General features: G+C 58.5%; 10 protein-coding genes. 1 reads left to right on the forward strand and 9 read right to left on the reverse strand.

Going from position 1 to position 11,908, the window contains the following annotated elements; translation table 11 throughout:
• Window positions 1-65: 65 nt before the first annotated feature.
• Window positions 66-425, reverse strand: coding sequence for a 4Fe-4S dicluster domain-containing protein (locus QNJ86_RS09825; protein WP_283832442.1), 360 nt, complete (start codon window positions 423-425; stop codon window positions 66-68).
• The gene (locus tag QNJ86_RS09830) at window positions 425-2,803 is read right to left on the reverse strand and encodes a molybdopterin-dependent oxidoreductase (RefSeq protein WP_283832443.1); all 2,379 of its coding nucleotides are present in this window, start codon (window positions 2,801-2,803) and stop codon (window positions 425-427) included. The genes QNJ86_RS09825 and QNJ86_RS09830 overlap by 1 nt, the downstream gene beginning before the upstream one ends.
• Before the next feature lie 359 nt (window positions 2,804-3,162).
• On the opposite strand from QNJ86_RS09830, the gene QNJ86_RS09835 reads away from it, so the two are divergent.
• Window positions 3,163-4,545 (forward strand): ATP-binding protein, encoded by a 1,383-nt coding sequence (locus tag QNJ86_RS09835; protein ID WP_283832444.1) that lies wholly within the window; start codon window positions 3,163-3,165, stop codon window positions 4,543-4,545.
• Window positions 4,546-4,567: 22 nt separating this feature from the next.
• Here QNJ86_RS09835 and QNJ86_RS09840 read toward each other — a convergent pair whose 3' ends face one another.
• The 7 genes from QNJ86_RS09840 to QNJ86_RS09870 all read right to left on the reverse strand — a co-directional run bounded on the left by QNJ86_RS09840 (window position 4,568) and on the right by QNJ86_RS09870 (window position 11,837).
• Window positions 4,568-4,702 (reverse strand): hypothetical protein, encoded by a 135-nt coding sequence (locus QNJ86_RS09840; protein WP_283832445.1) that lies wholly within the window; start codon window positions 4,700-4,702, stop codon window positions 4,568-4,570.
• A 16-nt stretch (window positions 4,703-4,718) separates the two neighbouring features.
• Window positions 4,719-6,185 (reverse strand): helix-turn-helix transcriptional regulator, encoded by a 1,467-nt coding sequence (locus QNJ86_RS09845; RefSeq protein ID WP_283832446.1) that lies wholly within the window; start codon window positions 6,183-6,185, stop codon window positions 4,719-4,721.
• A gap of 259 nt (window positions 6,186-6,444) precedes the next feature.
• On the reverse strand, window positions 6,445-6,882 hold the full coding sequence (locus tag QNJ86_RS09850) for a hypothetical protein (protein ID WP_283832447.1): 438 nt from the start codon (window positions 6,880-6,882) through the stop codon (window positions 6,445-6,447).
• 33 nt (window positions 6,883-6,915) lie between these two features.
• On the reverse strand, window positions 6,916-8,451 hold the full coding sequence (locus QNJ86_RS09855; RefSeq protein WP_283832448.1) for a hypothetical protein: 1,536 nt from the start codon (window positions 8,449-8,451) through the stop codon (window positions 6,916-6,918).
• Between the two features lie 107 nt (window positions 8,452-8,558).
• The gene (locus QNJ86_RS09860; protein WP_283832449.1) at window positions 8,559-8,822 is read right to left on the reverse strand and encodes a hypothetical protein; all 264 of its coding nucleotides are present in this window, start codon (window positions 8,820-8,822) and stop codon (window positions 8,559-8,561) included.
• On the reverse strand, window positions 8,819-10,222 hold the full coding sequence (locus tag QNJ86_RS09865) for an MFS transporter (protein WP_283832450.1): 1,404 nt from the start codon (window positions 10,220-10,222) through the stop codon (window positions 8,819-8,821). The genes QNJ86_RS09860 and QNJ86_RS09865 overlap by 4 nt, the downstream gene beginning before the upstream one ends.
• A gap of 118 nt (window positions 10,223-10,340) precedes the next feature.
• Window positions 10,341-11,837, reverse strand: coding sequence for an MFS transporter (locus QNJ86_RS09870; RefSeq protein ID WP_283832451.1), 1,497 nt, complete (start codon window positions 11,835-11,837; stop codon window positions 10,341-10,343).
• Window positions 11,838-11,908: the final 71 nt, after the last annotated feature.

Consider the following 11,908-nt stretch of genomic DNA (forward strand, 5'->3'; position numbering starts at 1 on the left):
AACTCCTCATTCCGGATGAAACTGAGGAAGGGGCAGCCGAGCCGCCCCTTCCTCTCAAAGCCCTTTTACGCGCAGGGCGGCACCCACAGGTACTGTTGCGGCTTGGCGTCCAGGTCGGCCACCAGTTCATCTACCGGGCCGAACTTCATGCATTTGGCCTGGCAGTGGAACACGCAGGAGGGAAGTTTACCCTTTTCCTGGCGATCCGCGCAGAGGTCGCAAATCTTCGTGAAGGCGGGGATGAAGTCGTAAACGTAGTTGTCCGTCTCAACACCCTCGGCATCCTTCACCGGCCACGGGCCGTTTTGCATCACGCGCACGCCCCACTGCTCAAGCGGCAGTTCGTGCTCGGCCTGGCAGGCCACTTCGCACGAGTAGCATCCCGTGCAGTATTGATAATCAACAAGTATTCCGTTGCGGGCCATTACAGTTCCTCCTCCTTGCAGCGGTAGACCTTGCACAGCGTGCACTTCAAGTCGGCGCCGAAGCCGGTGGTGCCGGGCTTGTTGGCCAGAAGCTGGTTGATGTTGGACTGGCGGAAGCCGTACAGGTTCGGCTCAGCGCCGTCCTGCTCGGGGAACCACCAGCCGTGCTGGGCGGCAATTTCCTTCTCGTGCACCTCAAACGTCAGGCGCGCACGCTGGCGGCAACGCCCGCGGTGGTTCTCAATCCACACCCAGTCGCCCTCAGAGATGTTGAGCGCGGCGGCCGTGCGCGGGTGAATCTGCACCCACGGGTCGGGCGTGAGCTGGCGCAGGTAGGGAATCTGACGGTGCTCGGAGTGGAAGAACGAGGTAGTGCGGGCGCCCGTAATCATGATGAGCGGGTATTCCTCGTACAGATCCGGCGTGGTCACCGGGCCGATGCCGGGCTCTTCGATGTAGGGCAGCGGGTCGTAGCCGAACTTCTCGAACAGCGTGGAGTAGAACTCAATACGGCCGGTGGGCGTGTTGAAGCCGGGCTGACCGTCGGGGCGCATAAGACCCTTCTCGTACTTCTTGTACACATACTTCTGATACACCGGGCCGTGCTCCATAAGCTCGTGGAACGTGAAGCCGGAGGGCTTGACAATTTCGTCGTACACCTCGTCCTCGGTTGCCCAGGGCCACGTGTGCTGCTTGCCCTCGGGGCGGTTGATGGCGCGGTTGAACTCGTCGTCGTTGTCGAAGTACTGAGCCAGTTCACGGTTGATTTCGCAGTCGGACTTCGCTTCGCCCTCGGCGGCGCAGGCGCCCGAGATAGCGGACAGGAAGTAGTAGTGGGCGCGCACGGAGTGCTTCTCGGCCCAGGTCTGCACGGGCATCACGATGTCGGCGCACGACTGGATGGTGGGAGTCATGAAGATGTCGACGGCAGCAATGAACTCGGGCTTCTTCATGGCCTTGTACCAGCGGTCAACTTCGCAACTCATGCAGGCAATGCCGTTGGACGTCTGAATCCACACGCCCTTCACCTTGCCGGCTTCCATGTACTCAAGGCACATGTCGGGCATGGCTTGCGTGAGTCCGTAGCGATACATCGGGAATTCTTTCCAGCCCACGCGCTTCTTCTGCATTTCCTCGTCGATGAGGTCGTAGATGCCCCACGCGCCGGCGGAGGGCTGGTCAACGCCCATGGGGGAGGCGGTGTAGCACATGCCGCCCGGCACATCGAGGTTGCCGGTGATGGTCCACAGTGCCGCGATGGCAGCAGCACACGGCGTGCCCTGGCTCTGCATATCCACGGCGAGGCCCCACACCACGTTCGCGGGATGCGAGTTTGCGAACAGGCGCGCGGCGGCGACGATCTTCTCCTTGGGCACCCAGGTCATTTCCTCAACCTGGTCAAGTGACAGCTCGCGGGCGCGCTCGGCCAGCTGGTCGAAGCCATACGTCCAGCGATCGACGAAGTCGTGGTCGTAGAGGTCCTCGTCGATGATGACCTTAATCATGCCGAGAGCAAGACCCGTGTCGGTGCCGGGGCGCAGCTGCAGGTGAATGTCGGCGTGCGCGGCCAGCCACGTGACGCGCGGCTCGACGGAGATCAGCTTGCAGCCCAGCTTCATGGCATCGGTCACCCAGTGACCCATGAAGAAGTCGGGGTTGGAAATGGTGGGGTTGCAGCCCCACACGATGGTGCACTCGGGGCATACCCACTCGGGGTCGTCGTAGCGCAGCGCCGAGAACTGGGAGAAGTCGGCGATGAGCATGCCGCCGTAGGTCATGATCATGAGCGACAGGCGCGGCAGGTAGCACGCCGTGCCGGACAAGAAGCCGTACTCGTTCGGGCTGCCGAACGTGTTCACCATGCGGCCGACCTGCCACTGGTTGTCACGCGCGGTGCCGCGCAGCGCGTGGATTGAGTCGCCGCCGTAGGTCATGGAAATGCGGCGGAATTCCTTATAGCACGTCTCCAGCGCCTCGTCCCACGTGATGCGCTCCCACTTGCCCTCGCCGCGCTCGCCAGCGCGCTTCATCGGGTACAGGATGCGGTCGGGGTGGAACTCCACCTGCTTGAAGGCCAAGCAGCGCGGGCAGAGCGCACCGCGGTTGTAGGGATCGTCCGGGTCGCCTTCGCACTTGATAAACTTGCCGGTTTCCTTGTCGGAATACACCAGCACGCCGCAGCCCTCGTGGCAGCCCGGGGCCGACCACACCGACGTGCGGGTCACAATCATGCCGTCTTCTTCGTACTGCCACGGCTTCGGATGCTTCCAGCGCGGGTCAACTTCCTGCTTCTTGCCGGCGCCGAAGTTGAACTGGTTCTCCTCCTTGGACGTACCAATTTCGTCGCGGTCCTTCTCCGCGACTGCGTTCTCAACCATCGCAACTCCTCTCGCTTTCGCAGGCCTGTCGGGTGTCTGCCCCAATCGGCCCGCCCCCACTCGGGTTGACGCGAGTTAAACACGCAAATGGTATGACCCCATCGCGTAAAGAGTATGCAGATTACGAATCAGTACAATAGTATGAGACGCTGACCAGGAAAGATGTGACCGCAGTATTGGGGGAGTGAAAGAGGGGCAGCGTGCTGGCGCGCGTAGTGTGTCGATTAGTGCCGGAAACAGACAAGCGGTCAAAAACAACTTTCTGTTTTAGAAACATTTTGGCTTGAATTCTTTCTGTTTTAGAAACATACTAGCCCTAAAATCTTCTGTTTTAGAAACAGGGAAGAGGTGCGGCACGCATGCTCAAGCGTAAAATGTATGACAAGCTTCTCGCTTGGAAGAGCGCTCCGAAGAAAAAAGTGCTCATACTTCTGGGCGCTCGCCAAACAGGAAAAACCTTTATCGTTCGTGAATTTGCGCGCGACAACTATCCCAACTTTCTCGAAGTTAACTTTCTTGAGGACGAAGACGATGCGGCGTTCCTTGCTGGCGCGGATAGTGCTGACGAACTTGTCTCGCGCCTTTCGCTCATTGCCGGTCGTGCGCTGGAGCCCGGAACGCTGGTGTTTCTCGATGAGGTGCAGCGGGCGGCTTCAAACATTGTGACGCTCTCGAAGTTCTTGCTCGACGATGGTCGTTTCGATCTGATTTTGTCTGGGTCGCTTCTAGGGGCGGCGCTTGAAGGGGTGACGTCGTTTCCAGTGGGGTACGCACGAACCGAGCGCATGTATCCTCTCGACTTCGAGGAATTTTGCTGGGCGACAGGAGTTCCCGTTAGCATTATTGATAAAGTGAAGACCTGCTACCGCGACAAAAAGCCGCTTGAGCATACGTTGCATGAGCGGCTTACGAAACTGTACCGCCAGTACATCGCGGTTGGTGGCATGCCGGAGGCTGTGCAGCGCTTCCTTGATGGCAATCGCGATCTGGGGGCCGCGCGCGAGGTGGCAACCGACATAGCAGAGCAGTATCGCTTCGACATTACCAAGTATGCCACTGGTCGCAAGCTACAGATTCGCACGATTTTCGACAACATTCCTTCTCAGCTGTCGAAGGAAAACAAGCGCTTCATGATGAAGTCGGTGAAGCAGGGGGCCACCTACGAGCGTTTGGATGACGATTTCGCGTGGCTTGTTAGCGCGGGGGTGGCGCTGCCGACGGTCATTGCGAGTGAGCCAAAATACCCTCTTGCGCGTACGAAGGTGCCTGAGAAATTCAAGCTGTATTCTTCCGATTGTGGCTTGCTGCTTGCGCAGTATCCGCAGGTAGCTGCCATCGAGGTGGTGTCAGGGGAGGGGGATGCCAACTTCGGCGCGGTTTATGAGAACGTGGTCGCACAGGAAATTAAAGCTGCCGGCTTTCCTTTGTACTACTATCACAACAGCCGCAAAGGCGAGATGGACTTCCTCCTTGAAACGGGCGAGGGCACGGTTATCCCTCTTGAGGTGAAGTCGGGCAAGGATTACAAACACCACGTTGCGCTCAACAACTTGTTAGAAACGGAAGAATACGGCATCGAATGTGCCTACGTCCTGTCCGAACACAACGTTTCGACCGAAGTGCGCGAGGGTAAGCCCGTATATTACCTCCCCCTCTACATGACCCTCTGCCTCTCACTAGAACGAGGAAACGATCTCGAAGGCGTGAAACTAGAAGAAGTCTCCTTCGACGACTGGACTTAATCGCTTGTGGTGTAAGTAAGGTTTACCACTCAAGCTGGTCCTCAGTTAGACAATCCTCAAGTTTTTCTGCTGCTTCCGCTTGCAGCGACTCGCCCATGCCGGGGATCCCGTTGAGGAAAAGAGTTTCTTCGATGGCGGTCTGGGTGTCTTCATCCACGGGAACCACTTCTGTCTTACGCGTCCTCCACTGGGAATTCTTCGATGAAGTCCATGAGTTTTTGTTGGGAGTGGATGTCTAGTTTGCGGTAGATGCTGTAGATGTGGCTTTTGACCGTGTGGGGCGAGATGGTGAGTTTGTTTTGGATGTAGGCGGCGTTGCGGCCTTTGGCCAGGAATTTCAGGATGTCGGTCTCTCGAGGGGAGAGCTGGTAGAGGTCGGCCACGGCGGTGCAGCGGCGCTCGAACAACTCCTTCTCGCTCAGGTTTGAAGGCACGGCTGACTGCGGCGTGCGCTCTTCCACCGCGCCGCCCTCGGGGGTATGGTGCTCGGCGGAGGGGAAGAACAGCATCACAACGGCTACCAGCACAAACGCCATGCACAGGCGTACGATCATGAACGCGTCGGAGTGCGCGCCGTAAACCATCGTCATAGCGGTGGCGATCGCCCAACCAACAAGGAAGCCCAGCGCGCTGAATACGAGTCGCACGGGGGCCTGGCGAAACACGGGCGTGTCCCAACGCTCGACGCTTTTCTTCACGATGAACGCGTAGTTCACCGATACAAATGCCGCCCATGAAGCCACCACCAAGCACGAGCATGCCAGTTGAATGCCCTCGGTGGCAAACGGCATGGAGAGGCATGCCAGCACGGTGATGCACAATAGCACGCGCTGGATAACGGTGATACTCACCGACTTGTTCAGCACGGCAAGCAGCGTAATAACCCCCGCGCCGGGAATGACGAACAGAAGGCCCACCAGCACATCTTCGGAACCCGAGTTGAATAAATACACAAACGTGAGACCGAACACGATGCCGAACGCCACCAGCGACGGCTCAATCTCGCGCGTGAACTCCCACGTGTTCTTGCAGGCTCCCACCGGTGGCGCGTCGGGGTTGCCCTCACCGCGTGCGCTAGCAAAGCGCAAAAGCCCCACGCTGAGCAGTGCATAAATGATGCAGAACACCGGTTGCAGCGCCTCGGGAACCACTGCGGCAAGCGCAAAGAGCGCGCCTCCGCCCGCAAGAGACAGGCTGGTGAAACGCGGGTAGTTCTGCACGCGAATACGGCTGCCCACGTCAAGCCAGCTCACCGTAAGCGAAGCGCCGCTGAAGCCAGCGCACAGGTTTATGATGCAGAGCACCGGGGCAGGCGGTACCGGCGCACCAAAACTCAGCAGCAGCGCTGTCCCAGGCAAAAGCAGGGCAAGCACAGCACTACCGATGAGCACCGGAAGCTTGAACGGGTCAAACCGCGCGTTTTTGCTCACAAGGTGCAAGATAAGATAGCCAAGGGTGATGCCAGCAAACACGAACAGCTGAATGCCGTCGCGCTCGGCGATGGGAGTGTCCTGAATGAAAACGGCGAACAGCCAGTAAAACGACACGAACATCCAGCCAAAAAAGCACGCGAACCCGCCCATGCCAAGCAGCTCCATGGCGCCAATCTGACGCTTTGAAACAGCCTTGCTGTCATCCATCGATTCCCCCTGACCATCTGCACAAACGTCGATGGAGAAACTGACCACGATCCGCGCCTGAAAAGGCATTACACAAGCGCGAGCCCCAACATCTCCAGCCATCAAGTATACATCAAAGCATTCGACGAAGTAATGATGTGGCGGCTTGGCTTATGTGAGATTTGCAGGAAGCATTGCGGCGTTATGGAAATAGACGAGCGCGTGTCTATGCATGGCGCCTGTAAGCGGAGGGAGTTGCCTCGGAAGGTGTTCTCTTCGTTCATCTCGATGCCCCCGCTTCTGTCTGCATGAAAGCAGTGAAAACAAGGTCGGCTAGGTCATCGGTTGTATCTGCTAAGCCGGCACGTATGCCGTCAAGTTTTACTTCGAACTCTCGCTGCATGGTCATGATGAGTAGCGCTTGCTTCATGTCAACCGAGCGTGCGCCGTCACACGTTGCCGGTCGATCGGTTTCAAGCACTTGGTGAGGGTTGGTTCTAAGAGCTTTTGCGAGACTCGCTTCCGCAAGTTCATCCATCGTGTGGCTGGGGGCTTCGTCTTCGCTTAATCCAAATTTAGCTAACACATAGATAAACAGGCTTTCGCGCAGTATCTCGACGTTGAGCGTACCGGCTGCACGTGCGGCAAGAACGCGCTCAACCTGCCTGTTTGCTTCCTTTTTAGTCGCCAGTAAATGCTCTTTAATGTCGCGACGCATGAACTTCCCCTCACCTTGCTTTTTAGTCTGTGCTTATGCGCGGATAGGATTGAGGCCTAAGCGCTTTGCTAACTCTTCTAAATCATCGGCAATGTCGCCATACACGAGCGGAAGGTGCAACCCGAAGCGCATCTGCTTCTTGAATAAATCGCGCGTGTCTTTCACCTTAAACACAAAGCCGCCGTTACAGTTGTCGGTATCAAAACCGGTTCCGGCAACAATTTCGCCTTCAACAATAAGCATTTCATCAAGGGTGGGGGAAATGCGGCATAAGGTGATCTTCTGACCTGCATCAGCGGTGAAGTTGTGCCGCTGAATGGCACCGAATCCCTGGTCGTAGGCGAAGTGGCGCAGAGCGTACTCATCAGCGGCTGCCTCAAGGCCATGAAGCTTGCGGCAAGGTGTGGAGTGAATAACCGAATAAAGATTGGCCGCTTCCTCCAAAGAAATGCCAGCCACATCTTCCTCATGCACATTAACTGGCCACTCGATATGATTCTCAGTAACCACAACGGGAAGCGTATTGCCCATATAGGCAGCGCTGTTGGAAAGCGCCATTTCAGCAATCATGCACACCACGGAGGTGATATCGTACTCGCAGGCAGACGCAAAGCCCTGTTCCAGATTAAGCGAGTGTGCAAGGCAGAAGGTGAACTGCTGCTCGTTCAAGCGGCGTGTTGAGCAAGCATCGGGGCAGGGTGCTGTGAAGCCCGAGCAGTCGTAGAGATCCATGAGCTTTTGTACGACGGTCCAGGCTATCAATGATTTCACAACGAAGGGCTTATCGATGATGCAGGGGTCGGCTCCAGCCATGAGTTCATCAGCCATTTTACTGCATGCTTCGAGTTCATCCGGCGTGATATTGGGGGTGTCGCGACCCGGAGTGGTAACGTTACCTTCCTCGGGAAGAGGGCTCATCATATCCATCAGTTCATGTACATTCACGTGGCGAAAGTGCGTTCCCAGTTTGCGCGTCACGTCAGAGAGACACACGAATGAATCATTACCACCAGCTTTGGGGGTAGTGGAGTCGAATCGGGGTGCGAGCAGAATGTTTGCGGTGCGTATCGCTTTCTCTGCGCGCAGGATAGCGCAGTAGCGCGCAACTTCCGGCCAATCGAATGCTGGTAAGATGTCGGCCCCGCGACGCAGGGCGGGGGCGGTTGACATTGCGCCGAACGATTTGGTGGGGTTCATAACAACAGGCTTGTTCGTGCGGCAGCAGAACTCCACAAGAATTTGATTTGCGCCAAAATTGGACATGACTACATAGAGGTCGGTTTTTTGATCGTCTGCCAGCATTTCCTCGAAGTAGGCATCCTTAATATCCCAATCATCAGTGCCGCGTACGATGGTGGGTTCAAGTATATGTGCGCCGGTAGAGGCAACATATTTTTCAATGTTGGCCAAAAAGCCCTTGAGCATTTTGCCTTGCACAATGGCGTCAAAGCCAGGCTTGATGGCGTCGCCGCCTGCCATGCGGCACGGTCCTTCATAGTAGTATTGATGCTCGAAGCCAATGAAGAGGGGTTTTACGTTCAGCTTGATGTCGGTGACGCTGCGTTTCATAAGCGTTTCCTCTCGTCTTATGGCCGGCCTTGAGTGGTCGGCATAGCTTTCGCTCTTTAAGCGCAGTGGGGTGCACAGAGGCTCTCCACTATAGTGTTAGTGCGAACTTACGCTTCGCCGGGGGGTTTGATGCCCAGGTGGTGGGAGACTTCGTTGGGCGAAGTGAGGCCTAAGTCTTTGCAGGCGCTGGCTACGCCGGGGGTGGCGCCGGTGGTGGCGTCGATGCCCGGGGGAGCGGCGAGTGGGGGAGCCTCGCAGGGGGAAACTTCCGCCGCATCAAGCGCTTTTGCCGCTTCGGCCCAGCTGGTGGCGCTGGTGACGGCATCGGGTGCGTCGTCCGCGCCGGAAGGGGAGTAGTCGTGCGCGCTCATGATGCTAGCGCCTCCGCACCTTCGGGCGCGCCCTCGCCGCGTGCAGCCAGCGCCTCTGCATCCTCCACAGCTTCCTCGTCCTCTTCGAACACCGGAGGCTTGGTGCACACGTATATGATCCAGAGCACCGTACCCACGGCGGCGGTCACGGCGCAGAGCGGTGCCACGTTCGTCCACAGCTGGGCCTCGCCAATGACGTAGCCTACCACCGGCGTGCACAAGAGGTTCGAAATGCCCTGGAAGAAAATGATGATGGCCATGCCCACCGGCATGGTGACGCGCTTGGGCATGGTGACGGGTACCATCGACCACACAACCCCGCTCGTCCAGCCGCTTTCCAATCCCAGCAGCACCAGGTACCACGGCAGATACTCGTACGGAATAAGGAACGCGCCCACGTAGAAAAACGCGCAGAACCCCGCGATAATCACCATGATGTTGCGCTGACGCAGCTTCTGAAACTTACCCAGCAGAAACGCCGTCACAAGCGCCATGGGGATGGACGCCGCAAAACCAAGCGAGGCCATGGAGCCGCCGGAAATGCCCGCCTGCGCCTGCGCCGCCGCCATATCAACGCCGGAGGCCAGCAAGCGTTCAAGTTCCACGCCCTGCACGTAAGTGGGCACCCACGTGAGCACCGACAGTGACGTGAACATCAGAAAGCAGAACCCCAGGCCAAAGAGCCACATACGCTTCACCTTGAAGCCCTCAAGCGGAAGGGCGGCGGGGCGGTGCTGCTTCACGCCCGTCTCGCGCTCGCGGCGGGCGGCCACGCCGCGGCCCACATGCGGAACGCTCACGAACAGCGCAAACACCACAAACGAGACCAGTGCCAGCACGTCGGAGAACCACCACCACGCGTGCCAGTTGTGCGGGTCGCCGGTGAGCGCCAGCGCCACGGGCACACCAATGTTGTAGGCAAGCGTGCTTCCCACCACGTACCACAAATTCCAAATGCCCATGGGAAGCCCCGCCTTCTCGCGGGGGAAGTACATAGAAATGATGGTGGTGGCCACCACGCCCATCATGGCCACGCCGATGCCTTCAAGCACGCGCCCGGCAATAAGCTGGCCAAACGTGGCTGACAGCGCGCCCACAGCGCAACCCACCACCATAAAGGCCAGCCCGAAAAGCCCCACGCGCTTGGGCCCGAAACGGTTGAGCAAAAACGCCGAAGGAAACGCCGTCACAATGCCGGCGATGGCAATGACGGACATGAGCCAGCCCGTCGTGCCAGGGTCGGTGCCAAAATCGGCCATGAGGGCCGGCATGAACGTGGGCACCTTAAACTGATTCATAATGACAATAATGCCGCAAAACAGCATGGCGAAGAGCACGATCCAGCCTTTACGCTGGCGGTTTTTCGCCTCGTCAGGGGAATTCTTGGACAAGTCGCTCATGATTGATCCCTTCTCTCCGCGCAGGCGGGGATACAGGTGGAATGAAGGCGGCCCGGACGCGGGGTGTCCCGGCCGGGCCGCTTACAAACGGTAGTGCTTCGTATTCAGCCGGTACTATTTAGTGCTGAGCCGGAGCTTCGCTACCCTCGGCGGGCTTGCCAGCGGGAGCACCAGCACCCGCACCCGCACCAGCAGCCTGCTTGGACGGCTTCACGCCAAAGCTCAAGATGCAGCCCACCACGCCAATGGGCACCAGCGCCCAGAACGCAAGCATCGGATCCACGTGAATGCCCTGTGCCACGGCTTCCTGCACGGCCTGGCCAATAGCCGGACCGAAGTCGGCCGGGGTGCCGCCAGAGGCGAGCACGGCCTGCTTGGCCTGAATGGCCACGTTCGAGGCGGCCGTCAGACCCTCGTTGAACGGCGCCAGCGCGTAGCTGGTCACAATCTGGCCAGCGTACTGGCCCAGCGTCAAGAACGACAGGCCAAACGCAACGGCGGTCGCGCCACCCTTGAACACAAACGTCGGCACGAGCGGACGGCAGCATGCGTTCAGCATCATGTTGCCAATGCAGAAGAACAGCACGTAAGGGATGAAGAACTCGGCATGGAACGCCAGCGCGGAGCAAATGGTCAGGCCCAAAATACCCACGACCACGCAGAGGTACTTCTTGGACTTCGGCGTCTTGTCGAGGATAAGGCCACCCAAGGGAGCCAGCGCGCCACACGCCACAATCAAACCACCCCAGAGACCAGCGGTGGTGGCATCCCAGCCAAAGCCACCCAGAGCCTCAGGCGTCTGCAGCCACGTCTTCAGGTACTGGCTAAACGCGTAGTTCATGTAGTTGAAGATGGCGAACATAATAATGAGGCACCACAGCTGACGGCTCTTGAAGAACTTCAGAACGGCCTTCAGCGGCTTACGCTCAGGCGACACCTGCGAGCGCTCGTCGCCCTTCGGGTCGCGAAACACCACAGCAAACAGAATGCCGAACACAGCCGCTACGGCCACCCACACCCACTGCAGGTTCGCCATGTTGGAGCCCACCATATGGTACACGCCGTCGTTCACGAAGTTCGACAGGAAGATACCCACGGGAGCCCAGCAGGACCATATTGCCATGGCGCGGCCGCGCGTAGCGTCCGGGAACCACATGGACACACACGTGGGACCAGCCACAACGGTGGTGGACAGGCCCAGGCCCAGAATGAAGCGGCCCGCCAAAAACACGTAGAAGTTGCCGCCCACAAAGGCCGCGCTCAACGCGCTACCCACAACCGCCGCGCCAATGCCAATAAGCGTGGTGGCCTTCGCACCAAACTTGCGCACGAGGATGGTGGTGGGCAGGGCCATAATCAGGGCGCCAATGGGCACCAGGCCCATGACGTTGGACAGCAGGCTGAAGTTCGCCGGATTCGCGAAGAACGCGTTGTTCTCGGCAAGCCAGTTCTTGAACACCGGGAACGTGATGCCGGGAAGCCACATCCAGGCAAACACGATGCCCACTGCCGCCAAAAGCGACACAATAAGGCACGGCCAGGCGTATGAGGGCGTCTTCTCCACAGGCTTGGCTGCGGGAGCGCCGGCTGCGGTTGCAGCAGCAGGATTACTCATAGTTCCCCTTCTTTCAGACGCCTCCTTGCGGGCGTCTTGCACGGTGGCGGGGCGCGAGCCCCGCCAGGTTA

Source organism: Gordonibacter faecis, assembly GCF_030077735.1.
Classification (GTDB): domain Bacteria; phylum Actinomycetota; class Coriobacteriia; order Coriobacteriales; family Eggerthellaceae; genus Gordonibacter; species Gordonibacter faecis.

Excerpts from the sequence above, each read along its gene's own strand:
- QNJ86_RS09850 (WP_283832447.1), bottom strand. The coding sequence starts at position 6,882 with ATGCGTCGCGACATTAAAGAGCATTTACTGGCGACTAAAAAGGAAGCA.
- QNJ86_RS09870 (WP_283832451.1), bottom strand. The coding sequence starts at position 11,837 with ATGAGTAATCCTGCTGCTGCAACCGCAGCCGGCGCTCCCGCAGCCAAG.
- QNJ86_RS09835 (WP_283832444.1), top strand. The coding sequence starts at position 3,163 with ATGCTCAAGCGTAAAATGTATGACAAGCTTCTCGCTTGGAAGAGCGCT.
- QNJ86_RS09865 (WP_283832450.1), bottom strand. The coding sequence starts at position 10,222 with ATGAGCGACTTGTCCAAGAATTCCCCTGACGAGGCGAAAAACCGCCAG.
- QNJ86_RS09830 (WP_283832443.1), bottom strand. The coding sequence starts at position 2,803 with ATGGTTGAGAACGCAGTCGCGGAGAAGGACCGCGACGAAATTGGTACG.
- QNJ86_RS09860 (WP_283832449.1), bottom strand. The coding sequence starts at position 8,822 with ATGAGCGCGCACGACTACTCCCCTTCCGGCGCGGACGACGCACCCGAT.
- QNJ86_RS09825 (WP_283832442.1), bottom strand. The coding sequence starts at position 425 with ATGGCCCGCAACGGAATACTTGTTGATTATCAATACTGCACGGGATGC.
- QNJ86_RS09855 (WP_283832448.1), bottom strand. The coding sequence starts at position 8,451 with ATGAAACGCAGCGTCACCGACATCAAGCTGAACGTAAAACCCCTCTTC.
- QNJ86_RS09845 (WP_283832446.1), bottom strand. The coding sequence starts at position 6,185 with ATGGATGACAGCAAGGCTGTTTCAAAGCGTCAGATTGGCGCCATGGAG.